Source organism: Sulfitobacter sp. 1A13353 (genome assembly GCF_043557255.1).
GTDB classification, from domain to species: Bacteria; Pseudomonadota; Alphaproteobacteria; order Rhodobacterales; family Rhodobacteraceae; genus Sulfitobacter; species Sulfitobacter faviae.
Genome location: NZ_JBIFFS010000002.1, coordinates 51673 through 75964 on the forward strand (window position 1 = coordinate 51673; position 24292 = coordinate 75964).

Genomic DNA, 24292 nt, shown 5'->3' on the forward strand with positions numbered 1-24292 from the left:
TCACTCCGCCGCCATCGGCTCGGCCCGGCGCGCGGCGGCCAGCGCCGACAGTTCCGCCATCAACTGGCTGGCCCGCGCGATCGGGTTGGAGAGATAGAAGTCACGCACCGCAGGCGCGAAAGACGCATCGCCCAGCTTGCCCGCAGGCAGCGCATTCCATTCGTTTTCCGGCACCTCATCGACATTCGCCAGATGCGGCACGGCCTCGGTCAGTTTGCGGCGCAGCTCAGCGATGGAATCATAGCCCAGTTGCGCGCCCATCTCAGCCGAAAGCGCCCGGAGAATCGCCCAGTTCTCTTTCGCCTGCCCCGGTGCAAAGCCTGCGCGCAGCGCCAGTTGCGGACGGCCCTCGGTGTTGACGAAAAGCCCCGGCTCTTCGGTATAGGCAGCACCCGGCAGAATGATGTCGGCACGGTGCGCGCCGCGGTCGCCGTGGCTGCCTTGGTAGATCACGAAGGGGCCTTCGCCGATCTCGATCTCATCGGCGCCGAGGTTGTAGATCACCTCAGCCGCGTTCACGTCGTCCATGCCGTTCTCGGCCACGGCACCGATGTCCATCGCGCCGACGCGCGATGCGGCGGTGTGCAGAACCATCAGCTTGCTCTTGGTCTTCTCGGCCAGCTCCATCGCTTTCGCCAGAACCGCCGAACCATCGGCTTCGCGCAGCGCGCCTTGGCCGACGACGATCACCGAAGGCTGCTCCAGCACTTCGTCGAAGTCGCTGCCCATCAGCTTGTCGAGCGTGGCGCGGTCGTTGCCAAGATGGTGATGCGGATAGGTCAGGTCAGCCGCTTCGCCGATCAGGCCGATCTCGGCGCCATTGCTCCATGCCTTGCGGATACGCGCGTTCAGCACCGGCGCCTCGACGGCGGGGTTCGTGCCAATGAGCTGGATCATCTTGGCGTTGTCCAGATCCTCGATCCGCGCGTTGCCAACATAGCCGAAACGGTTGCCCGCGGGCAGTTTCGCGCCATCGGTGCGGCATTCGACAACACCGCCCTGCCCTTCGATCAGCTGTTTCAGGGCAAAGGCCGCTTCCACCGGGGCCAGATCGCCAATGAGACCGGCAAGCTTCTTGCCGTTCATCGCGGCGGCGGCGGCATTGAGTACCTCGGGCCAGCTGGCTTTGCGCAGCTTGCCGTTTTCGCGGATATACGGCGTGTCGAGACGCTGGCGGCGCAAGCCGTCCCAGACAAAACGGGTCTTGTCGGAAATCCACTCCTCGTTCACGCCGTCATGGTTGCGCGGCAGGAAGCGCATGACTTCGCGGCCCTTGGTGTCGACGCGGATGTTGGAGCCGAGCGCATCCATCACGTCGATGCTCTCGGTCTTGCTCAGTTCCCACGGACGCGCGGTGAAAGCATAGGGTTTGGACACCAGCGCGCCCACCGGGCAAAGGTCGATGATATTGCCCGACAGGTTGCTGTCGATCAGCGCGCCGAGATAGGTGGTGATCTCCGCATCCTCGCCGCGGCCGGTCTGGCCCATGACGTGTTGGCCCGCGACTTCGGTGGTGAAGCGCACGCAGCGGGTGCAGGAGATGCAGCGGGTCATGTGAGTTTCGACCAGCGGGCCAAGATCGAGATCTTCGGTCGCGCGCTTGGGCTCGCGGTAGCGCGAGAAGTCGACGCCGTAGGCCATCGCCTGGTCCTGCAGGTCGCACTCACCGCCTTGGTCGCAGATCGGGCAATCGAGCGGGTGGTTGATGAGCAGGAATTCCATCACGCCTTCGCGGGCCTTCTTGACCATGGGAGAATTGGTTTTCACGACCGGCGGCTGGCCCTCGGGACCGGGGCGCAGGTCGCGCACCTGCATGGCGCAGGAGGCGGCGGGCTTGGGCGGCCCGCCGACGACTTCCACAAGACACATGCGGCAGTTGCCCGCGATCGACAGACGCTCGTGGTAACAGAAGCGCGGCACTTCGATGCCCACTTGCTCACAGGCCTGAATGAGCGTCATCGCCCCTTCGACTTCGACTTCCTTACCGTCGATGATGATCTTGCGGATATCGCTCATAAGCTCACTTTGCCTTCAGTAACGAACCGATCCGGCTCGATTTTTGAATCTCTTCGCGTCCGAGCGCACAATAGCTTTGCGGGTCCGAAGTATCGACCCCCTTCGCCTTGAAAAACGCGGCGCCCCGCGCTCTCATGCGCGCTTTTTCAGCGTCACTATCAATATAGGCGTCGATCTCGGCGTCGGAGTAGCCCAGATCGGTTGCCTTGCCTTTCAAGTCCCAAGCCATCTTGACCGCGCGCAGCATCCGCGCGCTGATGTCGGGGCAGTTTTTGCGGATGATGTCGGCGACGCCCATGTCCAAGAGCGCATCGTCGATGGCGGCCACCTCGCGCAATGGCGGTTTGGCGGCGACCGGTGTCACGGTGGCGGCGGTCAGGCTTAGGCCCATCACGGCGATCATCAGGGTGCGCATATCAATTCTCCTTCATGCAGCGGGCCGGAACGGCCCGTCTGACAGATGGAGATCGCAGGCCGTGATATTCAATATCACCGCCCCCGAGACCCGCAGGCCTGCGATATGTCGCCGATGCGATCACTGGGGGCAGCGCCCCCGAAAGGTCAGCGCCCCGCCATCGAACCGCAGCGCGCTTGCCGGGGCATCGGGGCCAAAGGTCCAGTCGATTTTCGAGTTGCCGTAGTTGCCGACACAGTATTTCACCGCCTCATAGCGCGCCGCCGCACGGGCGCCGTCGATGGATTTGCCGGCGTCCTTGACCGTCACCTGAAAGACATCCCGCTGGTCGTCAACCTTGCGCAGTTTGGTGTTGAAATACTGCCCGTCAAAGGCAATCCGCTCGCCATCATTGGCGCAGCCCGCCAGCAGGGCGCTGAGCGTCAGAACCGTCAAAGCATATTTCATAGACCTACTCCGCTGCGCCATGGCCCGGCCTTGCCGATCGCCCCGCGCCTGTTGTGGACGGACGCGCCTGACGCGCGCCCGCTATCGCCGCTCCTGCGCCAAGCGTCAAGCCGGTGAGGCCCGCCGCCGCGCAGGGTTTCACTCCGCCGCGACCGCGCTGACGCGGCCCGTGCGCTTGTGTTTGATCCGATCTTCGATCTCATCACGGAAGTGGCGGATCAGACCTTGGATCGGCCAAGCCGCCGCATCGCCAAGCGCGCAGATCGTGTGGCCCTCGACCTGTTTGGTCACGTCGAGCAGCATGTCGATCTCTTCCGGCTCGGCATCGCCCGAGACCAGACGGTCCATCACGCGCATCATCCAACCGGTGCCTTCGCGGCAGGGCGTGCACTGGCCGCAGCTTTCGTGTTTGTAGAACTTCGACAGCCGCCAGATCGCTTTGATCACGTCCGTCGAGTTGTCCATCACGATCACCGCCGCGGTGCCGAGGCCCGAACGCTGCTCACGCAGGTAGTCGAAATCCATAATCGCGTCGCGCATATCCTTGCCGGGGATCAGCGGCACCGACGACCCGCCGGGGATCACCGCCTTGAGGTTGTCCCAGCCGCCGCGGATGCCGCCGCAATGGGTCTCGATCAGCTCTTCAAAGGAGATCGACATCGCCTCTTCAACGACACAGGGGTTGTTGACGTGACCCGAGATCGCAAAGAGCTTGGTGCCCGCGTTATTGGCGCGGCCAAAGCCCGCGAACCACTCAGGGCCACGGCGCAGAATGGTCGGCACCACGGCGATGGATTCGACGTTGTTCACCGTGGTCGGGCAACCGTAGAGGCCCGCGCCCGCCGGGAACGGCGGTTTCATCCGGGGCATGCCTTTCTTGCCTTCGAGGCTTTCCAGCAGCGCGGTTTCTTCGCCACAGATATAGGCCCCTGCCCCGTGGTGCAAGTAAATGTCGAAATCCCAGCCCGATTTGCTGGCGTTCTTGCCCACCAGACCGGCCTCATAGGCTTCATCAATCGCGGCCTGCAGGGCTTCGCGCTCACGGATGTATTCGCCGCGGAGGTAGATATAGCAGGTATGCGCGTTCATCGCGAAAGAGGCGATCAGGCAGCCTTCGATCAGCGTATGCGGATCATGGCGCATGATCTCGCGGTCCTTGCAGGTGCCCGGCTCGGATTCGTCGGCGTTGACCACAAGATAGGCCGGGCGGCCATCGCTTTCCTTCGGCATGAAGGACCACTTGAGACCCGTGGGGAAGCCCGCCCCGCCCCGGCCCCGCAGGCCAGAGGCTTTCATCTGGTCGACGATCCAATCGCGGCCCTTTTGAATGATCCCGGCGGTGCCATCCCAATGGCCGCGCGCCTGCGCGCCTTTCAGGGTGCGGTCATGCATGCCGTAGATGTTGGTAAAAATGCGGTCTTTGTCCTGAAGCATGATGCCTACCTTTGGTTCTCACGGCTGGCCCGGCGGGCCTGCCACATTTGATATATCACGACCATCGCCCAGAAAAGCGCGGCCAGTGCAGCAAAGTCGAAGAGCAGCGCATAACGCCCCGGCAGGCCAAGCGCCGGGCCGGCCCATTGCATGGCCAGCCACAAGCACATGGTCACGGCAATGACCAGCCCTGCGGTGCGGCCCTTGCGGGCAAGCGCTCTGTCTTCGGCTTCGCTCATGTCTCTCTCTTACCCCGATCAGCCCTCGGCCTTGCCGTCACTGGCAAGTGCCTTGGCCTGACCGATCCAATCGTCGCGCCGGATACGGCCCTTGAAACGCAGACGGGAATCGACCCAGTCGATCTCTTCTCCCTCAAGTGCCGCGACCTGATCGAAATGGAAGATGCCCAATTCATTCAGCGTCTGTTCCAGCTTCGGCCCGATGCCGCCAATGCGCTTGAGGTCATCCGCCCCACCCGCACGGGGTGCATCCAGCAGCGCGGGTTTGCCATCGGTCGATGCGCTGCCTGTCGCCCCCTTGGGCGCGGTTTCGACGGTCTCTTCCGGGGTAGTCACCACGGCGGGCGCCTCTTCGGCTTCGACAACCTGTTCCGGGGCGGCTTCTACGGCGGCTGTGTCGGCCACGGGCGGCGTCGGCGTTGTTTCCTCGGAGGTTTCGGCGGGTTCTTCCTCGCCCGCCACATCGACCTCGGCAACATCATCCGGCGCGGCCTCAACGGCAGCCGTATCGGCCACCGGCGCATTCGGCGATGTCTCTGCCACAGGCTCAACCGGCGCGCTGGCCTTTCGCGCGGCCCCGATGCCTGCGTCACCGGCAGGGACCGTGCCCACCGCTGGCGAGACGCTGTCCGATGCTGTCGGCGCCGCCGCAACCGATGCTGCTGCCGCGCTGCGCGTGTTATCTTGCGGTGCGGCGGCTGGCACGTCTTTGCACAGCAGGGTCATCGCCAGATAGCCCACAATCACCGCCACCAGCACACCGGCCAAAATAGACATCAACAGACCCCAGATGCCGAAAGCCAGCAACAGGAATGCCACCAGCAAACCGACACCGGCACCCAGCCACCAGCAGCGCTTGGTGCAGGCTTCTCGTTCCGAAATATCCGTCATGACTGTCCTTCTCTCCCTTGATGCGGGCGATGCGGCTTATGGCTCTGCGGGGTGGTGTGGGTGCCGTCCTTGGCCCGTTGTTAATCTCCGTCTTATTCTTCTGCGAGGCGCGCGGCCTGCTCTACCCAATTGTCGCGGCTGACGCGGCCTTTGAACCCTTCGAGGTTCTGGTCGACCCAAGCGACCTCCTCAGGGCCCCATTGGGCGATCTGATCAAAGTGGTAGAAACCCATGCCGTTAAGCATCTGCTCCAGCTTCGGACCGACGCCTTTGATCTTTTTCAGATCATCCGCCTCGCCCTCACGCGGGCCGTCCAACTGTGCCGGCTTTTGGCCGGGCGTCGCGGGGGTGTCAGTCTCGGCCTCGGCGGCATCGACGGTTTCACCCGCGGGGTCGCGCTTGGAACGCGGCTTGCTTTTCGAGGCGGCCTCGGCCTCCTGCTCGGTGATACCGGTCTTGTCGGCGCTTTCGCCCTCGGCGGGACGCGGCTCTTCGGCTTCGACCTCTTCCACGGTTTCAGGCTGCGGCGCGTCGGGCTTGCGCTGCCATGGGGTCAGCAGCGGCACCTCGGTGCCGTCGATGCGCTTAACCGTATCGCCGATATCGACCGCCGCTTGCGCGCTGGCGTTATACTGCGTGCGCCCGCTTTCGTGATCCGTGAGGCTGGTCAACCCGCCCAGAGGCTCGGAGGCATAGCGCCCGTTCTGAGGGCCGGGCACGGGCACGTGCCCCTCGCTCAACTCATCAAGGATTTCGTTCAGCCGCGCGGTGGTCAGGTCTTCGTAATAGTCCTTGCCGATCTGCGCCATGGGGGCGTTGGAACAGGCGCCGAGGCATTCGACCTCTTCCCAAGAAAAACGTCCGTCCGCCGACAACTCATGCGGCTTGGCGGCGATACGCTCTTTGCAGACGGCGACCAGATCCTCGGCCCCGCAAATCATGCAGGAGGTGGTCCCGCAAACTTGGATATGTGCCACGGAACCAACGGGTTGCAGTTGGAACATGAAGTAGAAGGTCGCTACTTCGAGGCCCCGGATATAGGCCATGCCCAGCATCTCCGAGACATGTTCGATCGCCGGGCGGGTCAACCAGCCCTCTTGCTCCTGCGCGCGCCACAAAAGCGGGATGATCGCGCTGGCCTGACGGCCTTCGGGGTATTTGGTGATCTGCGCTTCGGCCCATTCTTGGTTGGCGGGCGTGAAGGCAAAACTGTCGGGCTGGTCAGGGTGTAGACGGCGGAGCATTAGTTCGAACCTATGGTCAGGCGGAGGCAAATGATGCCCCCGGCGTAAATTTCTTCAAAACGGGGTGACGCCAGCGGCATCACCGGTCAATCTCTCCAAAGACGACGTCCATGGTGCCGATGATCGCGGCCACATCGGCAAGCTGGTGACCGCTGGCCACATGGTCCATCGCTTGCAAGTGCAAGAAGCCCGGCGCGCGGATTTTGGAGCGATAGGGTTTGTTGGAGCCATCGGCCACAAGGTAGACGCCAAACTCGCCCTTGGGCGCTTCGACGGCGCAGTAAACCTCGCCCTTGGGGACGTGGAACCCTTCGGTGTAAAGCTTGAAGTGGTGGATCAGGCTTTCCATGTCGGTCTTCATCGCGGTGCGCGACGGCGGGGTGATCTTGCCCCGGGCCAGCACATCGCCCCGCCCTTCGGGGGCGCGCAGCTTCTCGATCGCTTGCTGGATGATGTAGGTCGACTGGCGCATCTCTTCCATCCGGCAGAGGTAGCGGTCAAAGCAGTCGCCGTTCTTGCCCACGGGGATCTGGAAGTCGAATTCGTCGTAGCATTCATAGGGCTGCGCGCGGCGCAGGTCCCAAGCAAAGCCAGACCCGCGCACCATCACACCGCTGAAGCCGTAGTTGAGAATGTCCTCTTCGGTCACGATGCCGATGTCGACGTTGCGCTGCTTGAAGATGCGGTTCTCGGTCAGCAGCTCATCGATGTCGACCATGAACTTCTTGAGGAACTGTTCGCACCAGGCCTCGATATCGTCCAGCAGCGCGGGCGGCAGGTCTTGGTGGACGCCGCCGGGGCGGAAGTACGCCGCGTGCAGACGCGCGCCGCAGGCCCGCTCGTAAAAAATCATCAGGCTCTCACGCTCTTCAAAGCCCCAGAGCGGCGGCGTCAGCGCGCCCACGTCCAGCGCCTGCGTGGTGATGTTGAGAAGGTGGTTCAGAATGCGCCCGATTTCCGAGAACAGCACCCGGATCAGCGAGGCACGGCGCGGCACCACCGTGTCGGTCAGCTTTTCGATGGCCAGACACCAAGCGTGCTCTTGGTTCATCGGGGCCACGTAATCCAGCCGGTCGAAATACGGCAGGTTTTGCAGGTAAGTGCGGCTTTCCATCAGCTTTTCGGTGCCACGGTGCAGCAGGCCGATATGGGGGTCGCAACGCTCTACCACCTCACCGTCAAGCTCAAGCACCAGACGCAAAACCCCGTGTGCGGCAGGGTGTTGCGGGCCGAAGTTGATGTTGAAGTTGCGAATCTTCTGCTCGCCGGACTCAAAGTCGGTCGACCCGTCGTCAAAGGCTTTTGTGCGAATGTCGCCGTCCATTACCGTTTCTCCAGTTCTTGCAGCTTCATGCCCATCCACCACAGCAAGGCAATCGTGCCCAGCGGGATCAGACAGGCCACCGCCCAGTATTTGTTGATGCCGAAGAACGGCAGCAGTTTGACCATCGGAATGGCGGTCAGCGCCGAAAGGATCAGCCAGCCGAACCCGCCCATTACTTCGCGTCCTTGCTCGCATGACCGTCGGGTGCCGACTTGTCATCGCCGGGCAGGATGTAATCGGCCCCTTCCCACGGCGACATGAAGTCGAACTGGCGGTATTCCTGAACGAGGCTCACGGGCTCATAGACCACGCGCTTGGCGCCTTCGTCATAGCGCACCTCGGTATAGCCCGTGGTCGGAAAATCCTTGCGCAGCGGGTGCCCGCGGAAACCATAGTCCGTCAGAATACGGCGCAGGTCCGGGTGCCCGGAAAAGAGGATGCCGAACATGTCAAAGACTTCACGCTCGAACCAATCGGCACTGGGGTGCACGCCGGTGATGGAGGGCACCATGTCCTTCTCCCGCGCGGCGGCGCGCAGGCGAATGCGCTGGTTCTGGTACATCGACAGGAAGTGGTAAACCACGTCGAAACGCTTGGCCCGGCCCGGATAATCCACCGCCGTAATGTCCACCAAAGTCGAGAAGCGGCAGGTCGGGTCACCTTTGAGGAACTCGACAAGCCCGGCGACATTGGCCAGCGCCACATCCATGTTCAACTCACCCTTGGTGACATCCCATCCGAGCACGCAATCGGGGCGTTTGGCTTCGATATAGGCCCCAAGTTCCTGCAGTTGTTCGCTCATCGCAAATCTTCCTTCCACGCGCCGATCAACGCCATCTCACTGTCCCGCGCCTTTGGCGCTTTGTCCTTCTGCCTGCCCCGCTTGCGGCGCAGGCGGTTGCCTTAGCGCACGATCGTCCCGGTGCGGCGAATTTTGCGCTGCAACTGGAGGATACCATAAAGCAGTGCTTCCGCCGTCGGCGGGCAGCCGGGCACATAGACATCGACCGGCACGATGCGGTCACAGCCGCGCACGACCGAATAGCTGTAGTGATAGTAACCGCCGCCATTGGCGCAGGACCCCATCGAGATCACATAGCGCGGCTCTGGCATCTGGTCATAGACCTTGCGCAGCGCCGGGGCCATCTTGTTGGTCAGCGTGCCCGCGACGATCATCAGGTCCGACTGCCGCGGAGAGGCGCGTGGCGCGGTGCCAAAACGCTCAAGGTCATAGCGCGGCATGGAGCTGTGCATCATCTCAACCGCGCAGCAGGCCAGACCGAAGGTCATCCAGTGCAAGCTGCCCGTGCGCGCCCAGTTGATGATGTCTTCGGTCGAAGTCAGCAGGAAGCCCTTGTCCTGCAACTCGGCATTCAGGCTTTGGGTGGCGAACTCAGGGTCCGGCCCCGCGCCATATTGACCGTAGGCCGCAGGGGCGGAGGCACCGGATTTAACCCGTGGGCTTTGGTGGCCATCGCCCATCACCGGGGTGACGAGTGCGTCATCTTTTACTGCCATTCCAGCGCTCCCTTCTTCCATTCATAGGCGAAGCCCGCCGTCAGCACGCCCAAGAACACCATCATCGACCAGAAGCCCACCATGCTCACCTCTTTAAAGGCCACGGCCCATGGAAAGAGGAAGGCGATTTCGAGGTCGAAGATGATGAAGAGGATCGAGACTAGATAGAAACGCACGTCAAACTTCATCCGCGCATCGTCGAATGCGTTGAACCCGCATTCATAGGCCGAGACCTTCTCCGGGTCAGGATTGCGCACGGCCACGACCACAGCGGCGAGGATCAGCACAAGGCCAAGGCCAATCGCCACGGCCAGAAAAACGAGGATGGGCAGGTATTCCCGCAGCATGTCGTCCAAGGGGATGCTCCTTTCGCGGTGCGCGGCATGAGGCAAAGGCCAAAAGCCCGCGCAGACAAACTTGGAACGGGTTTAACTCTGCCCGTGGGTAGGGTCAACGGGCCAAGCCCGGTTAATGCCGCCCACGGGTCCGCAATAGAGCCATTTCGCCAAAGCCTTGAGCTAGACCACCCAAGCGGCTTTGCGCTTGTCAAAGAAGGCACCGATTCCCTCGGCGGCCTCATCGGTTTCCCAACGCGCCGCGAGGGCATCAATGGACATTTCCACCGCCTCGGGCGTGGCGATTCCACCCAGGTCTTGCGCCAGCTTCTTGGCCGCTGCCACCGCCCCCGGCGCGCAGGAGAGGTAAGGCACGACCTCGGCCTCCACCGCCGCGTCCAACTCCTCGGCCGGTACGGCGCGGGCCAGCAGCCCCAGATCGACCGCCTCCGCCGCATCGAACAGACGCGCAGACATGAAGACCCGCCGCGCGCGCCCCTCGCCCATCCGCGCCAGCACATAAGGTCCGATGGTGGCCGGGATGATGCCCAGACGGGTCTCGGTGAAGCCCATCTTCAGCGTATCGACCCCCACGGCCACGTCACAGACCGAGGCCATGCCGACGCCACCGCCGAAGGCATTGCCCTGCAGCTTGCCGATCACCGGCTTCGGCAGCGCGTTAAGCGCGCCCAGCATTGTCGCCAGTTTGCCCGCCTCGGCCGAGCGGGTCTCGGCGTCCATGTCGCGCTGGTCGCGCATCCAGCCCAGATCGCCGCCTGCACAGAAGGATTTGCCCGCACCGGTCAGTACCACCACGCGCACCGCGTCATCCCCGGCCAGCTTGCCCGCCGCCGCGGTCAGATCGGCCAGCATCTGCGCCGACATGGCGTTGTGTTTCTCCGGCCGGTTGAGGGTGAGCGTCGCCACCCCGCGCGCGTCGGTTTCGATCGTCAAAGTCTCGTACATGTCAGCCTCGCATTGCCCGTGCCATTTCGGCGGCCTCCAGCACCACCGCCTGATCGACGCCGGTGTCGTAGCCAAGCGCCGTCAGATGTTTGTTCACCGCCTCGGTGGCGACATTGCCCGCCGCCCCCGGCGCATAGGGACAGCCGCCCAAGCCGCCCACGGCGGCATCGAAGACCCGCAGGCCCATCGACAATGAGGCGTCGATATTGGCGATCGCCCGGCCATGGGTGTCGTGGTAATGCCCCGCAAGCCGCCCTGCGGGCACCACGTCGCGCACCGACAGCAGCATCCGCGCGATACTGTCGGGCGTGCCCGCGCCGATGGTGTCGCCCAAGGAAATTTCGTAGCAGCCCATGGCAAAGAGCTTGTCGGCCACGCGGGCCACGTCGCCGGGATCGACCTTGCCGTCATAGGGGCATTCCACCACGCAGGAGACATAGCCCCGCACCGGGATGTCCACGTGCCGCGCCTCTTCGAGGATGGGGGCGAAACGCTCGAAAGCCTCGTCGATGCTGGCGTTGATGTTCTTCTGGCTGAATCCTTCGGAAGCGGAGGCGAAGATCGCCACCTCGTCGGCGCGGGCCGCTACCGCATCCTCGTAACCGCGCATGTTCGGTGTCAGCGCGGCGTAGCGCACACCCTCGGCACGGAAGATCTGCCCCAGTACCTCGCCCGAACCGGCCATCTGTGGCACCCATTTGGGGCTGACGAAACTGGCGCATTCGATGCGGGCAAAGCCCGCTTGGCTCAGCTTGTCCACCAGCGCGACCTTCTCGGCCACGGGGATCTCGCGTTTCTCGTTCTGCAGACCGTCCCGTGGGCCGACCTCGAAAATCTCACATGGTCCAAGGCTCATTGGCCGCTTTCCTTCCCTGACTGAGCCATGGTCATTCGACCGGCCATGGCGCGTAGAAATCCTTCTCGTAGAGCTTGGCTCCCTCGGGCAGCGCCTGCGCGAAGCTGTCGCGCTCCGTGATCCGTTCATACCACGCCGCGACCGAGGGGTGGTCATCCAATTTCACGAAATGCCGCGCCATGTAGACCGCCTGCCCGACCGAGATGTCGGCGGCAGAAAAGCCGGAAGTCAGCAGGTAGTCGCGGTTCTCCAGCGGCGTCGAGAGCCGCGCCTCGAGCGCGTCGTAGCATTTGCCGATCCGCGCCGCCTCGAGCTTCATCACGATGGGGCTGCGCATGTGATCCTCGCGCAGGGCGATGTGCTGCTGGGTGAGTGCCGCCGCGTGCTGGCTGATGGTCTCGGCGAAGTGCACCCAGACCAGCCAGGCCATCCGGTCGGGGCTACCCACCGAGCGGCCCATCCGGTCGGGGCTGTAGCGCTCGCAAAGGTACTGGGTGATCGCCCCGGTCTCGAACATGCGCTCACCGTCGATCTCCAGCGCCGGCACCCGGCCCGCGGGCGAGAGCACGAGGTATTCCGGATCGCGCAGGCTGCGGTCGAAGGCATGCATCTTGACCTGAAACTCCACGTCGTCCAGCTCGTGCAGCAGCCAGAGCGTGCGCATCGAGCGGGTCTGCGGACAGTGATGCAGCGTAATCATGCGCCCTCCTCGGCTTCCAGACGCACCAGCGCCGCGCCCGCCTCGACCTGATCACCGGCCTCTGCCAACACCTCGGCCACCACGCCGTCGCGCGCGGCGAGCAGCGAATGTTCCATCTTCATCGCCTCCAGCACCGCCAGACGGTCGCCCTTGGCGACGCTCTGGCCGACCTCGGCGTCGATGGCACGCACCAGCCCCGGCATCGGCGCCTCGACGATATTGCCGTCGCCATGGGCGGCGGCGGCACGCGCCAGCGGGTCGATCACGTCAAAGGCGATGCCATAGGCGTCGAAAACCGTGACCACGTCGCCCGCGACCGAGACCGGGGGCGCTATATGGCCGTCGATCTTCCAGCGGCCCGCGATGCGCTCGGCGCGCACCTCGTGATCGCCCACGGTCCAAAGCTGCACATCCTCCGAAAGCACCCGCACCTTCAGCAAATGCTCCTCGCCATCGCGGCCCAGCATCACCTGAAGCCGCAGCGGCCGCCAAAGGTTGAACCCGGCCTCGGCCTGCGGCTGGTCCAGCCCCAAGGCCGCCATCCCCGCCAGCGCAAAATGCCGCCCCGGCACCTCGGGCTGCGCTGTCAGCGCCTCGATGTCGCGCGCGATCAGGCCCGTATCCACGTCGCCCTTGGCAAAACCCTCATGCTCGGCCAGCGCGCCGAGGAAGGCGAGGTTGGTGACCGTGCCACCGACCTCGCACCCCTTGAGCGCCGCGCGCAGCCGCGACAGCGCCACGTCCCGCGTGGGCCCATGCACGATGACCTTGGCGATCATCGGGTCGTAGAAGGGGCTGATCGTATCGCCCGCCCGCACACCGCTGTCGGCGCGGGTCTGGGGCGTAAAGGACAGATGCGTGAGCGTGCCGGTGGCGGGCAGAAAGCCCTTCGGTACGTCCTCGGCATAGAGCCGCGCCTCGAAAGCATGGCCGTCGATCGTGAGTTCATCCTGCGCTTTCGGCAAGGCCTCGCCCGCCGCGACCCGCAGCTGCCATTCCACCAGATCAACCCCGGTGACCAGCTCGGTTACGGGATGCTCCACCTGCAGGCGCGTGTTCATCTCCATGAAGAAGAACCCGTCGGTCGAAAGCCCGCCCGAACCGTCGACGATGAATTCCACCGTCCCCGCCCCGGCATAGCCGATGGCCTCGGCCGCGCGCACCGCCGCCTGACCCATGGCCGCGCGCATCTCTTCCGTCATGCCCGGCGCGGGCGCCTCCTCGATCACCTTCTGGTGGCGGCGCTGGAGCGAACAGTCGCGTTCGAACAGATGCACCGCATGGGTCCCGTCGCCGAAGACCTGCACTTCGATGTGGCGCGGCTTGGTGACAAATTTCTCGACCAAAACGTCCGCATTGCCGAAGGCGGTCTTGGCCTCGGAGCGCGCAGACTCCAGCGCCGCCTGAAAGCCTCCGGCCTCCTCGACCAGACGCATTCCCTTGCCGCCGCCACCCGCAACCGCCTTGATCAGCACCGGATAGCCGATCTTCTCGGCCTCACGCGCCAGCAGCGCATCGTCCTGATCCGCGCCGTGATAGCCCGGGACCACGGGCACGCCCGCCTCGACCATCAACGCCTTGGCCGCGTCCTTCAGCCCCATGGCGCGGATAGCCTTGGCCGAAGGCCCGATGAAGGTCAGCCCGGCGGCCTCGACCGCCTCCACGAAATCGGGGTTCTCGCTGAGAAACCCGTAGCCCGGATGGATCGCCTGCGCGCCGGTATCGCGCGCGGCTTGGATGATCACATCGCCCTTCAGATAACTCTCCGCCGGCGCCGAGCCGCCGATATGCACCGCGGCATCCGCCATGGCGACATGTTTCGCGCCCGCATCCGCGTCCGAGTACACCGCCACGCAGCGCACCCCCATGGCTTGCGCCGTTTCCATCACCCGGCAAGCAATCTCACCCCGGTTCGCAATCAGGATCGTGTCAAACATGCCCTACCCTTTTCATCTCTTTCTGCTCCAAATATTTCGGGGGGTCCGGGGGGCTGCCCCCCCGGTTCCCTCGGCCCGATCACATCCGGAACAATCCAAATTTCGTCGGCTCGATCGGCGCGTTCAGGCTGGCCGAGAGGCTCAGGTAGAGCACGTCGCGGCTCTTGCGCGGATCGATGATCCCGTCGTCCCACAGGCGCGCGGAGGCATAGAGCGGGTGGCTCTGCTCCTCGAACATATCGATCGTGGGCTGTTTGAAGGCGGTCTCTTCCTCCTCGGTCCAAGTCTCGCCCGCGCGTTCCATCGCGTCGCGCTTGACTGTGGCCAAGACCCCCGCCGCCTGTGCGCCGCCCATCACGGAGATGCGGCTGTTGGGCCATGTCCAGAGGAACCGCGGCCGGTAGGCCCGGCCCGACATGCCGTAGTTGCCCGCGCCAAAGGAGCCGCCCACCAGCATGGTGATCTTGGGCACATTGGTGGTGGCCACCGCCGTCACCATCTTGGCGCCGTGGCGGGCGATGCCCTCGTTCTCGTATTTGCGGCCGACCATGAAGCCGGTGATGTTCTGCAAGAACACCAGCGGGATGTTGCGCTGGCTGCAAAGCTCCACGAAATGCGCGCCCTTCTGGGCCGCTTCTGAGAAGAGTACGCCGTTGTTGGCGATGATGCCGATGGGACAGCCTTTGACATGGGCAAAGCCGCAGACCAGCGTCTCGCCGAAGCGCGCCTTGAACTCCTCAAAGCGGCTGCCATCCACCAGCCGCATGATGACCTCGCGGATGTCGTAGGGCGTGCGCAGGTCGGCGGGCACTACGCCCAGCATCTCGGCGGGGTCGTAAGCCGGTTCCTCCGGGCTGGCCCAGTCCACCGTCTTGGGCTTGCTCTTGTTAAGCTGCCCAACCGCGCGGCGCGCCAGTGCCAGCGCATGGGCGTCGTCCTCGGCCAGATAATCCGCCACGCCCGACAGGCGCGTGTGCACGTCGCCACCGCCGAGGTCTTCGGCCGAGACGACCTCGCCCGTCGCGGCCTTCACCAGCGGCGGGCCGGCGAGGAAGATCGTGCCCTGTTCCTTCACGATGATGGTCACGTCCGACATCGCGGGCACGTAAGCACCGCCCGCGGTGCAGGAGCCCATGACCACGGCGATCTGGGCGATGCCCTTGGCGCTCATCCGCGCCTGATTGTAGAAGATTGCGCCGAAATGGTCGCGGTCGGGGAAAACCTCGTCCTGGTTGGGCAGGTTCGCACCGCCGGAGTCCACCAGATAGATGCAGGGCAGATGGTTCGCCTCGGCAATCTCCTGCGCGCGGAGGTGTTTCTTCACCGTCATCGGGTAGTAGGTGCCGCCCTTCACGGTGGCGTCGTTGCAGACCACCATGACCTCATGGCCCTGCACCCGACCAATGCCCGCGATCACCCCCGCACAGGGTGCCGCGCCGCCATAAAGCCCATGCGCTGCTGTGGCGCCGATCTCCAGAAACGGGCTGCCGGGGTCGAGAAGGTTCGCCACCCGCTCGCGGGGCAGCATCTTGCCGCGGCTTTCATGCCGGGCGCGGGATTTTTCGCCGCCGCCTAGGGCGGCGGCCTCGGCGGCCTCGCGGACCTCGCTGAGCGCTTTCAGATGCGCCATCTCGTTGGCCTTATAGGCATCCGAGGATGGCAGGGCTTGCGATGTCAGTTTCATGTTACGTCCTCATTCTCTCGCGCCGCCAGACGCTTCAATTCCTTGCGGATCACCTTGCCGGTGACGGTCATGGGCAAGTCTTCCACGAATGCAATCTCGCGCGGGTAGGAATAGCTGGCGAGCCGGTCCTTCACCCAGTCCTGCAATTCCTTCGCATCGACCACGGCACCCGGTTTCAGCACCACATAGGCCTTCACGATCTCGGTGCGGAGCGCATCGGGCTTGCCGACCACGCCACAGGTCGCCACGGCGGGATGGGTGAGCAGGCAATCCTCGATTTCCGCCGGGCCGATGCGGTAGCCCGCGGAGGTAATCACGTCATCCTCGCGCCCCACGAAGCGCAGGTAGTCGCCCTCCCAGATGCCGCGGTCGCCGGTCAGCAGCCAGTCGCCGTGGAACTTCGCCGCCGTCTCCTCGGGCCGGTTCCAGTAGCGCAGCATCATCGAAGGCGCGCCTTTGCGCACCGCCACGTCGCCCTCCGCATCGGTGGGCTTACCGTTCTCGTCCAGCACAGCCAGTTCGAAGCCGGGGACCGGCTTGCCGATACAGCCGGGCTGCGCGGGAAAATCGACGCCACAGCTCGAGGCGACCATGTTGCATTCGGTCTGGCCGTAGAACTCGTTGATCTCAAGCCCAAACGCCTCGCTGCCCCATGCCAGCATCTCGGCTCCCAGAGGCTCACCGCCGCTGGCGACCGCGCGCAGGCCCGGCAGCGCGACATCCGCCGCTTTCAGCATCCGCAGCGCGGTCGGCGGAAAGAACACGTTGCGCACCTCGCCTTTCGCGATCACCTCGGCGCAGCCCTCGACGGTGAACTTGGGCATCCGGGTGGCCACCACCGGCACGCCGAGCGCCAGCGCGGGCATCGCCACGTCGAATAGCCCGCCGATCCACGCCCAATCCGCCGGGGTCCAAAGGCAATCGCCCGTCTGCCCCAGATGGTCATGGCTGATAGACACGCCCGGCAGATGGCCCGAGAGCACCCGGTGCCCGTGCAACGCGCCTTTCGGCGTGCCGGTGGTGCCGGAGGTGTAGATCAGCACGGCGGGGTCTTCGGGGCCGACCTCGGCGAATTCCACCGCCTCACCGTCCACGCCAGCCTCCGCCGCGATCCACGGGGTGGCCAGATCGCCGAGCAGTTCCGCGCCTTCCGCATCGGTCAGCACGATTTCGCAGCCCGCGTCACCCACCCGGCTGGCCAGCGCGTCATGTTTGAACAGTTTGAACAGCGGCACAGAGATCGCGCCGATCTTCCAGATCGCCAAATGCGCGGCTGCGCACCACGGCGACTGACTGAGCAAAACACCCACGCGGTCGCCGGGGCGCACTTCGGCCTGCAGCGCTCGTGCCAGACCGTTGACCATCTCGTGCAGCGCACCATAGCTCACGTCGCGCCGATCCGGGCCAGTCAGGTCGATGATCGCCACGGCGTCCTCGGGCTGTGCCAGACATTGCGCCGCCATGTTGCCCTGCCAGATGGGCCAGTCGCCTTCGTTCTTCATATCAGCTTCGGTACTCCGGATTTTCGAAATCGAACCGCGCGCCCGCGTCCCAGGCCTCGCGGTCGTTGCCCTCGCGCGGGTAGCCGCCCGCGTGTTTCAGCATCCGTGCCAGATGCAGGGCGTTCCATGTCATGATGGTGGTGTTGCGCTGCGTGAATTCATTGTCGAAACCCGCGCGTTTGCCGTCCACCTCATCGCCGTAAGACGGCCCCGGCCCGGCCTCGCCAATCCAGCCACAATCGGCCTGCGGAGGGATCGTGTAGCCCAGATGGTTCATCGCGAAACCGGTGGTCATGGCGACATGTTTGATGCCGTCCTCGTTACCGGTGACCACCGTGCCGCCGACCTTGCCGTAAAAGACCGACTGGCCTTTGTCGTTGAGCTCACCGCTCATGGCATAGAGCCGCTCGATCAGCACGCGGCAGAAACTGCTCTCCTCGCCCAGCCACAAAGGCGTGCCGATGATCAGAATGTCGGCGGCCAGCACCTTCTCCCAGATCGCGGGCCAGTCGTCGCGGTCCCAGCCGTGTTCAGTCATGTCCGGATAGACGCCCGGCGGCACTTGGTGATCCAGCAGGTAGAGATGCTCCACCCCCACCCCCTGCGTCTCCATTATGCCTGCGCTGGCGTTCATCAAAAGCTGGGTGTGGCTGTCGCCGGGGGTCTTCTTGAGCGAGCAATTGACGTAGAGCGCCTTGAGATCGGAATAGTCAGTCACGGCCGAGTTCCTTCTTCAGTTGCTCCAACTCCCGATCAAGGAAGAAAGAGGTGATGGAGCGGATGATGACCAGCATCAGCAAGAAGAGCAGGTCGGCAAACCGCAGGCTGATCGCGGTGTGGATCACGTCCGAGACGATGAAAAGCTCCAGCCCCGCGAGGATGTAGCGCCCCAGTTCGATCCGCTCGCGGTTGGTGCGGCGGACGCGCTCTGGCCCCTTCTGGGCGATCTCGGCGATCGTCACCCCGGTCAGGAAACGTGCCGCACCGATCAGCAGCAGAATGATGGCCGCGATGTCGATGACCGCGGCGAGAATCTCGAAACCTTCGATCAGCCAAGGCAGAAAGTGGTGCAGGACACCGCCTTCTGTCTCCAGTTCTATCAGGTTTTCCATCCTGATCCCTCCGTCCTGTTTGGCCGACACAGCGAGACGCGGTTAATAGGCCGCCCCCAAACGCAGCGCCTGTTCCCCCGTCATCTGCATCAGGCAGGCCAAGGTTGCAGGCCCGCCGCCTGTGCCACCGCCCCATTGGCTGCGTTCATAATCGCAGGCGGCATCACGAAAGGTAATCCACGCGCGCTGCATGTCACGCAGCGCCTCGGCCTGCGAAGGCAGTTGCGGCTGGTAGAGGGCATTCTCCTCATCGGCGGATTTCGCCTGCACCATGCGGGCGCGGTAATTCTCGTTCAGCAGGCCGTCCCAAAAGGTCAACTCAGCATCAAGACACGCGCCCATGCCGACGGTCGAATAGCCGCCCGGCCCTTCCATACAGAGGTTGGCCGACAGGCCAATGCAGGCGCGCTGGTCTGCAAACTCTTCGGCCCCGGCCAGACAGTCAGCCGTGGCGGCATCGGAATAGGTGATGTCCTGCGCGGCCACCGGCCCCGCCAGAAACGCGCAGGCCAGCAGGAGGGCGCGCATCACATTGCCCCCATCATCTCACGGCCCACCAGCATGCGACGAATTTCCGAGGTGCCCGCGCCGATCTCCATCAGCTTGGCATCGCGGAAGATGCGGCCCACCGGATTGTCGCTGAGGTACCCCGCGCCGCCCATCGCCTGCACCGCCTGATGCGCCTGCACCATGGCCTGCTCCGAGGCATAGAGACAGCAGGCCGCCGCGTCCTGACGGGTCACGTCGCCCCGGTCGCAGGCCTGCGCCACGCTGTAGACATAGGCCCGCGCCGAGTTCATCGCGGTGTACATATCCGCCATCTTGCCCTGCATCAGTTGGAAATCCCCGATGCGCTGGCCGAACTGCTTGCGCTCGGCCATGTAGGGCATGATCTCATCGAGACAGGCGGCCATGATGCCAAGGCCGATGCCCGCCAGCACGACGCGCTCGTAATCGAGGCCCGACATCAGCACGCGCACGCCCTTGCCCTCTTCGCCGAGGATATTCTCGAAGGGCACTTCGCAATCCTCGAAAATCAACTCGGCGGTGTTCGAGCCGCGCATGCCGAGCTTGTCGAAATGCTTGGAGGTCGAGAACCCCTTCATCGACTTCTCGATTAAAAAGGCGGTGATACCCTTGGAGCCCGCCTCGGGGTCGGTCTTGGCATAGACCACCAGCGTCTCGGCGTCGGGGCCGTTGGTGATCCAATACTTGTTGCCGTTGAGGCGGAAGTGGTCGTTCCGCTTCTCGGCATGCAGCTTCATGCTGACCACGTCACTGCCCGCGCCCACTTCGGACATCGCCAGCGCGCCGACATGCTCGCCCGAGCAGAGTTTGGGCAGGAACTGCGCCTTCTGCTCCGGGGTGCCGTTCAACTTGATCTGGTTCACGCAAAGATTGGAATGCGCGCCGTAAGACAGCGAGACCGAGGCCGAGGCCCGGGCGATTTCCTCGACCGCGACGGTATGGGCAACATAGCCCAACCCCGATCCGCCGAACTCTTCTTCGACAGTCATGCCCAGAAGGCCCAACTCGCCCATCTCCTGCCAAAGCTCAGCGGGGAATTCGTTCTTGCTGTCGATCTCGGCGGCCATCGGCTTGACGCGCTCTTGCGCCCAGCGGTGCACCATCTCCCGCATGGCCGCGACGTCTTCTCCCAGATCAAACTGCATACTTGCGTTGAACACGGCTTCTCCCCCCGATTTATTGAACGCTTGTTCATTACCTACCGCCCCACCCGCTTTGCGTCAAGCGGCGCGATGTGGAACCGCCCCGCGCCGCGGCGGGTTGGCCCTGCGACCAAGCGAACACTACAACAAAGCGAGATGCAAATGAGCGATGATCTGAAAAAAGAGTTTTGGGACCGTCTGGACGACACCCGCGCCGGGATGCTGATGACCAAGACCGCCCGCGCGATCCCAATGACACACTACATCGACGAAGACGACCGCGCCGCCGTGCTGTGGTTCATCACCGCCAAAGGCACCGATCTGGCGCAATCCGCCGAAGGACGCGCCGCCGCCCAATACCTGATCGCCAGCAAGGACGAATCCCTCTGGGCGCGGATCGACGGCCATGTTTCCGCCGTGACCAACCCGACCGAGCTGGACAAGATTTGGAACGCCATCGCGGGCGCATGGTTCGAGGACGGCAAGCAAGACCCGGATGTGCAATTGATCCGCTTTGACCTCACCGAAGCCGAGGTTTGGGCGACCGATGGTGGGTTCAAGTTCCTCTATGAGATCGGCAAGGCGCAGATGACCGGCCAAAAGCCCGACATGGGCAAACATGGCACCATCCGATTCTAAGCCTACCCTCCCTGAAAAACGGCGCTGACCTCGGCCCGGATGATCCGCGCGATCAGGGCGCAGTCCTCCAGTGAGAAGGTCAGCGGCACACGCATGTCGATCAGCCCCGCCAGCACCGCATCGCTGGCGGGCATTTTCTCAGCCCGCACATAGCGCCACGTGTCGTAGCGGCTGGTGAAGCCCATAGGCTCGGCCCTGCCGAACCATTTCAACTCCACCCCGCGTGCAGCGCAGCGCGCCAGCACTGCCTCGACATCCTCCGGCGACCAACCTTTCAACAGGAATTGGATTGACGAGCCGACGATGCTCTCTGCCTCGGGCCGGTCGATGACCGTGAGCCCCGGCGTGTCGCGCAGCCCCGCCTCGATCACCCGATAACGCTCATTCCAGCGGGCCACCTGTTCCGGCAGCCGTCGCAACTGCGGGCGCAGGACCGCAGCGCGCAGGTTGTCCATCCGGCCCGAGATATTGGGGGTCTCATAGCGGATCGTCTCAAAAGCCTCCGGCCCCGGCGCGGCGGCGTGGCGGTCATAGAGCATGTAAGACCCCGACAACATAATCGCCCGCGCCGCGACCTCGGCATCATCGGTGATCAGCAGCCCACCCTCACCCGCGTTCACATGTTTATAGGTCTGGCAGGAAAAACACCCGATCTTTCCCTGTGTGCCCGATGGTTTGCCGTTCCACGCCGCCCCCATCGTATGGGCGCAATCTTCGATCACCGTGACGCCGCGCGCATCGCAAAGCGCCATTAGGGCGTCCATGTCCACCAGATGACCGCGCATATGGCTGAGCAGCAGCACATCGGCCTGATCCGCCTTGGCGGCGAGGTCATCAAGGTCAATCACCAGTTGCTCCGTCACGCCGACGAAAACCGGGACCGCGCCCAATGCCGCAATCGCCCCCGGCACCGGGGCGAGCGTGAAGGCGTTGGTCAGCACCCGGTCGCCCGGTTTCACCCCCACCGCGCGCAGCGCCGTGGCCATGGCATAGCCGCCCGAGGCCACAGCGAGACAATATTTCGCCCCCGTCATCGCGGCGAATTCCTGCTCCAGCAGGGCAACCTCGGCCACCTCCCCCGGGGCTGTGTTGTAGCGGTGCAACCGTCCGTGACGCATCACCGCCACTGCCGCCTCGATCGCATCTTCGGGGATCGGCTCTTGCTGCGTGAAACTACCGGTAAACCGCTCGGCCATCAGGCGGCTTTGCCGATCAAACGTTCGATGACCTCCGGCAGGTCGGCGAAATCGTCCAACAGCGCTTCGGGCTCCAGCGCAGCCATGTCTTCGCCCGAGGGGCCGAAGGTCACCAGCACGCAAGGAACCCCTGCGGCCTTGGCGGTCTTGCGGTCGGTGTCGCTGTCGCCAATCAACACGCATTGCGCCGGATCGCCCCCGGCACGGCGGGCGGTTTCGAACAGGTGTTCCGGGTCAGGTTTGCGCACGGCCAGCGTATCAGCCCCCAGCATCGCGCCGAATGCATCGCGCACGCCAAGACGGGTCAGCAGCAACTCCGCCAAAGCCTCGGGTTTGTTGGTGCAGATCGCCACGCGGTAGCCCGCGGCTTTGAGCGCGGCCACAGCCTCCATCGCGCCGGGGTACATGATGGTATGGGTGTCGATGTCCCGCCCATAGGCTTCAAGCAGCATCGGGTAATAGCGGTCGATCGTCGCCGCGTCATCGGCACGGCCCAGCTTTTGCATCCCCAAGGTCAGCATCGCCCGCCCGCCGCGCAGCGCGGTGCCCGCATCCTCGGCATGGACCAGCACATCGCCCTCGCCCATGTCACGGAAACAGGCATTGGCGGCGGCGATCAAATCGCCCGAGGTATCGGCCAAGGTGCCGTCGAGATCGAAAACCACTGTCTTCACTGGATACTCCTTGGGCGGAACCCCGCCTTGCAAAATGGCATCGTGTTGCAGTCCGCAACCTAGTTTGATGGGCCGCAACCTTGCGCCTTTGTGCGAAGCGCGTAAAGAGAATGCAAGCTGAAGGACAAAGAGATTTACATGGAAACTGCATTGATCATCCTCGCCGCGGGCAAGGGGACACGGATGAACTCGGACCTGCCAAAGGTGCTGCACCGCGTGGCCTCCGCCCCGATGCTGGAACACGCCATGGCCGCAGGCGCCATGCTCGGCCCGCGCCATACGGTCGTGGTGGCAGGCCACGGCGCCGATCAGGTCCGCGCCGCCGCCACGCTTTTTGACGAAGACGCGCAGGTCGTCGAACAGACCGAGCAATTGGGCACGGCCCATGCGGTGGCACAAGCCCGCCCGGCGCTGGACGGGTTCGATGGCATGGCGCTGGTGCTCTACGGTGACACGCCCTTCGTCCAGCCTGAGACACTTGAAAAGATGCAGGAAGCGCTGGCGACACATGACGTGGTGGTTCTGGGGTTTGAGGCTGCCGATCCCGCCCGATATGGCCGTTTGGTGATGCAGGGCGACGCCTTGGAACGGATCGTCGAGTTCAAAGACGCCTCCGCCGAAGAGCGCGCCATTACCCTGTGCAACTCCGGCGTGGTGGCCTGCAAATCCGAACTGCTCTTCGACTTGATCGACAAGGTCGGCAACGACAACGCTTCGGAAGAATACTACCTCACCGATATCATCGGCATCGCCCGCGCCGAGGGCCGCAGCGCCACGGTTGTTACCTGCGACGAGGCCGAGACCATGGGCGTCAACTCCCGCGCCGATCTGGCGAGGGCCGAGGCCGCGTTCCAATCCCGCGCCCGCGATCTGTTGATGGAAGACGGCGTGACCTTGGTCGCCCCCGAAACCGTCTTCCTGTCGCGCGACACTTTCATCGGGCGCGATACGGTGGTGGAGCCGAATGTCGTCTTCGGCCCGAATGTCACCGTGGAATCCGGCAGCACCATCCGCGCCTTCTCGCATCTCGAAGGCTGCCATGTCTCACGCGGCGGGGTCGTCGGCCCCTACGCCCGGCTGCGCCCCGGCGCGGAACTGGCCGAAGACGTGCGCATCGGCAATTTCGTCGAGGTGAAGAACGCGCAAATCGCCGAAGGGGCCAAGGTCAACCACCTAAGCTATATCGGCGACGCCACCGTCGGCGCGCGAAGCAACATCGGCGCGGGCACGATCACCTGCAATTATGACGGGGTGATGAAGCATCACACGACCATCGGCGCTGGCGCTTTCATCGGGTCCAACACCATGCTCGTGGCCCCGGTGACCATCGGCGAGGGTGCTATGACCGGCTCGGGCTCGGTCATCACTTCGGACGTGGAGCCCGAAGCGCTGGCCCTGTCACGCGCACCGCAGGTCGAGAAGCCCGGCATGGCGCGCAAAATGTTCGAAATTTTAAAGGCCAAAAAGGCAAAAATGCAGAGGGGCAGCTAATA

General features: G+C 64.1%; 26 protein-coding genes. 2 read left to right on the forward strand and 24 right to left on the reverse strand.

What is annotated here, in order from left to right:
• The 22 genes from nuoG to ACGYLO_RS04140 all read right to left on the reverse strand — a co-directional run bounded on the left by nuoG (window position 1) and on the right by ACGYLO_RS04140 (window position 20308).
• On the reverse strand, window positions 1-2016 hold the full coding sequence (gene nuoG / locus ACGYLO_RS04035; protein ID WP_394376355.1) for an NADH-quinone oxidoreductase subunit NuoG: 2016 nt from the start codon (window positions 2014-2016) through the stop codon (window positions 1-3).
• A 4-nt stretch (window positions 2017-2020) separates the two neighbouring features.
• Complete coding sequence (locus tag ACGYLO_RS04040; RefSeq protein ID WP_067263433.1) at window positions 2021-2431, reverse strand: DUF5333 domain-containing protein; 411 nt, start codon at window positions 2429-2431, stop codon at window positions 2021-2023.
• Between the two features lie 120 nt (window positions 2432-2551).
• Window positions 2552-2878 carry a hypothetical protein gene (locus ACGYLO_RS04045; protein ID WP_394376356.1) on the reverse strand — a complete coding sequence of 109 codons (327 nt, stop codon included), beginning with the start codon at window positions 2876-2878 and terminating at the stop codon, window positions 2552-2554.
• A gap of 138 nt (window positions 2879-3016) precedes the next feature.
• A complete protein-coding gene (nuoF, locus tag ACGYLO_RS04050; protein WP_209218008.1) occupies window positions 3017-4312 on the reverse strand; it encodes an NADH-quinone oxidoreductase subunit NuoF in 1296 nt (431 codons plus the stop codon).
• Window positions 4313-4317: 5 nt separating this feature from the next.
• Window positions 4318-4551, reverse strand: a complete 234-nt coding sequence (locus ACGYLO_RS04055; protein ID WP_067263425.1) for a DUF5337 domain-containing protein — start codon at window positions 4549-4551, stop codon at window positions 4318-4320.
• Window positions 4552-4569: 18 nt separating this feature from the next.
• The gene (locus tag ACGYLO_RS04060) at window positions 4570-5442 is read right to left on the reverse strand and encodes a hypothetical protein (RefSeq protein ID WP_271687641.1); all 873 of its coding nucleotides are present in this window, start codon (window positions 5440-5442) and stop codon (window positions 4570-4572) included.
• Window positions 5443-5534: 92 nt separating this feature from the next.
• Complete coding sequence (locus ACGYLO_RS04065; RefSeq protein WP_271687642.1) at window positions 5535-6686, reverse strand: NADH-quinone oxidoreductase subunit E; 1152 nt, start codon at window positions 6684-6686, stop codon at window positions 5535-5537.
• Between the two features lie 79 nt (window positions 6687-6765).
• A complete protein-coding gene (locus ACGYLO_RS04070) occupies window positions 6766-8010 on the reverse strand; it encodes an NADH-quinone oxidoreductase subunit D (protein WP_271687644.1) in 1245 nt (414 codons plus the stop codon).
• Complete coding sequence (locus ACGYLO_RS04075) at window positions 8010-8183, reverse strand: hypothetical protein (RefSeq protein ID WP_271687645.1); 174 nt, start codon at window positions 8181-8183, stop codon at window positions 8010-8012. The genes ACGYLO_RS04070 and ACGYLO_RS04075 overlap by 1 nt, the downstream gene beginning before the upstream one ends.
• Complete coding sequence (locus tag ACGYLO_RS04080; RefSeq protein WP_271687646.1) at window positions 8183-8812, reverse strand: NADH-quinone oxidoreductase subunit C; 630 nt, start codon at window positions 8810-8812, stop codon at window positions 8183-8185. Before ACGYLO_RS04080 ends, ACGYLO_RS04075 begins: the two co-directional genes overlap by 1 nt.
• Window positions 8813-8913: 101 nt before the next feature.
• Entirely contained in the window at window positions 8914-9528 is a 615-nt protein-coding gene (locus ACGYLO_RS04085) for an NADH-quinone oxidoreductase subunit B family protein (RefSeq protein WP_231886322.1), read from the reverse strand.
• A complete protein-coding gene (locus ACGYLO_RS04090) occupies window positions 9519-9884 on the reverse strand; it encodes an NADH-quinone oxidoreductase subunit A (protein WP_067263411.1) in 366 nt (121 codons plus the stop codon). The genes ACGYLO_RS04085 and ACGYLO_RS04090 overlap by 10 nt, the downstream gene beginning before the upstream one ends.
• A 162-nt stretch (window positions 9885-10046) precedes the next feature.
• Entirely contained in the window at window positions 10047-10829 is a 783-nt protein-coding gene (locus ACGYLO_RS04095; RefSeq protein ID WP_271687649.1) for a crotonase/enoyl-CoA hydratase family protein, read from the reverse strand.
• 1 nt (window position 10830) lies between these two features.
• On the reverse strand, window positions 10831-11685 hold the full coding sequence (locus ACGYLO_RS04100) for a hydroxymethylglutaryl-CoA lyase (protein ID WP_271687651.1): 855 nt from the start codon (window positions 11683-11685) through the stop codon (window positions 10831-10833).
• Between the two features lie 31 nt (window positions 11686-11716).
• The gene (locus ACGYLO_RS04105; RefSeq protein ID WP_271687652.1) at window positions 11717-12385 is read right to left on the reverse strand and encodes a glutathione S-transferase family protein; all 669 of its coding nucleotides are present in this window, start codon (window positions 12383-12385) and stop codon (window positions 11717-11719) included.
• The gene (locus ACGYLO_RS04110) at window positions 12382-14322 is read right to left on the reverse strand and encodes an acetyl/propionyl/methylcrotonyl-CoA carboxylase subunit alpha (RefSeq protein WP_271687654.1); all 1941 of its coding nucleotides are present in this window, start codon (window positions 14320-14322) and stop codon (window positions 12382-12384) included. The genes ACGYLO_RS04105 and ACGYLO_RS04110 overlap by 4 nt, the downstream gene beginning before the upstream one ends.
• A gap of 79 nt (window positions 14323-14401) precedes the next feature.
• Complete coding sequence (locus ACGYLO_RS04115) at window positions 14402-16006, reverse strand: carboxyl transferase domain-containing protein (RefSeq protein WP_271687655.1); 1605 nt, start codon at window positions 16004-16006, stop codon at window positions 14402-14404.
• Window positions 16003-17508, reverse strand: a complete 1506-nt coding sequence (locus tag ACGYLO_RS04120) for an AMP-binding protein (protein ID WP_271687657.1) — start codon at window positions 17506-17508, stop codon at window positions 16003-16005. The genes ACGYLO_RS04115 and ACGYLO_RS04120 overlap by 4 nt, the downstream gene beginning before the upstream one ends.
• 1 nt (window position 17509) lies before the next feature.
• Complete coding sequence (locus ACGYLO_RS04125) at window positions 17510-18226, reverse strand: flavodoxin family protein (RefSeq protein ID WP_271687659.1); 717 nt, start codon at window positions 18224-18226, stop codon at window positions 17510-17512.
• Complete coding sequence (locus tag ACGYLO_RS04130; RefSeq protein ID WP_271687660.1) at window positions 18219-18620, reverse strand: DUF1622 domain-containing protein; 402 nt, start codon at window positions 18618-18620, stop codon at window positions 18219-18221. The genes ACGYLO_RS04125 and ACGYLO_RS04130 overlap by 8 nt, the downstream gene beginning before the upstream one ends.
• A 42-nt stretch (window positions 18621-18662) precedes the next feature.
• Window positions 18663-19148: a lysozyme inhibitor LprI family protein gene (locus ACGYLO_RS04135; protein WP_271687662.1), complete on the reverse strand. Its 486-nt coding sequence runs from the start codon at window positions 19146-19148 to the stop codon at window positions 18663-18665.
• A complete protein-coding gene (locus ACGYLO_RS04140; RefSeq protein WP_271687663.1) occupies window positions 19148-20308 on the reverse strand; it encodes an isovaleryl-CoA dehydrogenase in 1161 nt (386 codons plus the stop codon). Before ACGYLO_RS04140 ends, ACGYLO_RS04135 begins: the two co-directional genes overlap by 1 nt.
• A 144-nt stretch (window positions 20309-20452) precedes the next feature.
• On the opposite strand from ACGYLO_RS04140, the gene ACGYLO_RS04145 reads away from it, so the two are divergent.
• Complete coding sequence (locus ACGYLO_RS04145) at window positions 20453-20929, forward strand: pyridoxamine 5'-phosphate oxidase family protein (RefSeq protein ID WP_271687665.1); 477 nt, start codon at window positions 20453-20455, stop codon at window positions 20927-20929.
• A 2-nt stretch (window positions 20930-20931) separates the two neighbouring features.
• On the opposite strand, the gene ACGYLO_RS04150 is transcribed toward ACGYLO_RS04145, so the two are convergent.
• Together ACGYLO_RS04150 and ACGYLO_RS04155 are read right to left on the reverse strand one after the other, a co-directional pair.
• A complete protein-coding gene (locus ACGYLO_RS04150; protein WP_271687668.1) occupies window positions 20932-22125 on the reverse strand; it encodes a DegT/DnrJ/EryC1/StrS aminotransferase family protein in 1194 nt (397 codons plus the stop codon).
• Entirely contained in the window at window positions 22125-22799 is a 675-nt protein-coding gene (locus tag ACGYLO_RS04155; protein WP_271687669.1) for an HAD-IIIA family hydrolase, read from the reverse strand. The genes ACGYLO_RS04150 and ACGYLO_RS04155 overlap by 1 nt, the downstream gene beginning before the upstream one ends.
• Window positions 22800-22937: 138 nt before the next feature.
• Here ACGYLO_RS04155 and glmU point away from each other — a divergent pair, with 138 nt between their 5' ends.
• On the forward strand, window positions 22938-24290 hold the full coding sequence (gene glmU / locus ACGYLO_RS04160) for a bifunctional UDP-N-acetylglucosamine diphosphorylase/glucosamine-1-phosphate N-acetyltransferase GlmU (RefSeq protein ID WP_271687670.1): 1353 nt from the start codon (window positions 22938-22940) through the stop codon (window positions 24288-24290).
• Window positions 24291-24292 lie beyond the last annotated feature (2 nt).